The following is a 1,253-nucleotide window of genomic DNA, read 5'->3' on the forward strand; positions in this document are numbered from 1 at the left end:
TGTAGTGGAGCACAAAATCAGGACACCGGGATAACCTGTTTCCACTTTTCTTCATGTAAGCAAGGCGGTAAACCATCGTTGTTCGTGTGAGGTCGATAAACGTTGTAATAACCATTAATCCACTGGTTTATATCGCGTACCGCATGGCTAAAATCACCATAACCACCATTCGGAAGCCATTCACTTTTAAGGCTGCGAAAGACTCTTTCCATCGGCGAATTATCCAGGCAATTCCCTCTGCGACTCATACTTTGCATTACCCCATAACGCCAGAGTAACTTTCTGTATTTATTGCTTTTATACTGAACACCTTGATCTGAATGAAACAGCAGGCGGCCATCACGCGGTCGYGTTTCCAGTGCATTATGCAAAGCCCTACACACCAACTCAGCATCAGCGGTTAATGAGAGGGCTGAACCGATAATCCGCCGTGAATATAAATCAACAACGAGCGCGAGATAACACCATTTGTCCTGCAGGCGAATAAAACTGATGTCGCCGCACCAGACGCGGTTTGGTGCGGCGGGGTTAAATTGCCGGTTCAGTAAATTTGGCAATGGCGGACTTTTGTCTTCGTTTACCCGGTAGTGATGTTTAACTGSCTGTCGACTTGTCAGCCCGCATTCCCGCATCAGTCGTCGTGCCAGCCACCGGCCTGCATCAACGCCACTCTGGCGCAACATCTGACTGATTGCCCGGCTACCGGCTGCGCCACGACTGAGAGCATGGAAAGCCCTCACCCGACTTCGTAATTCAATTCTTTGCACATTAACAGGACGCTTCACCTGCGCGTAATAAACGCTACGGTGAATACCGAATAAATGACAAAGAACCCGCACTGGCCACTTTGCTTTCAGCCGTGTGATTAGCGCGACAGCTTCCCGGGGATTTCGCTCATCAGCACGGCAGCCTGCTTTAGTATTTCTTTTTCCATCTCAAGGCGCTTTATCTGCGCTTTAAGCTGCTGAATTTCGCGTTGTTCAGGGGTAATAGCATTACCAGCGGGCTCAATACCCTGAAGTTCCTGCTTATACAACCGTATCCATTTACGCAAATGGTCAGGGTTGAGCTCAAGTGCCAGCGCGACTTCTCTGACATCACGCTGGTATTTAACCACCTGTTCGATAGCTTCAAGCTTGAACTCCGGGGAAAAGGTACGTTTAGTCCGACGAGTTTTGATCATGCATCACCTCATTTTCACTGTTTTAACATTAACAGGATTTCGAGGTGTCCTGAATTACCGATCCACTACA

1 protein-coding gene is annotated in these 1,253 nt (G+C 48.4%); it reads right to left on the reverse strand.

The features are described from left to right. Positions 1–17 precede the first annotated feature (17 nt). Positions 18–1,183 (reverse strand): IS3-like element ISKpn37 family transposase gene (locus tag A9B99_RS23910; RefSeq protein ID WP_156519073.1). Its coding sequence is split into 2 segments (ribosomal slippage): positions 18–919 and positions 919–1,183, totalling 1,167 coding nucleotides; the frame shifts between segments, so codons are not numbered across the junction. Between the last annotated feature and the right edge of the window lie 70 nt (positions 1,184–1,253).

This window comes from Mangrovibacter phragmitis (assembly GCF_001655675.1).
Taxonomy (GTDB): Bacteria; Pseudomonadota; Gammaproteobacteria; order Enterobacterales; family Enterobacteriaceae; genus Mangrovibacter; species Mangrovibacter phragmitis.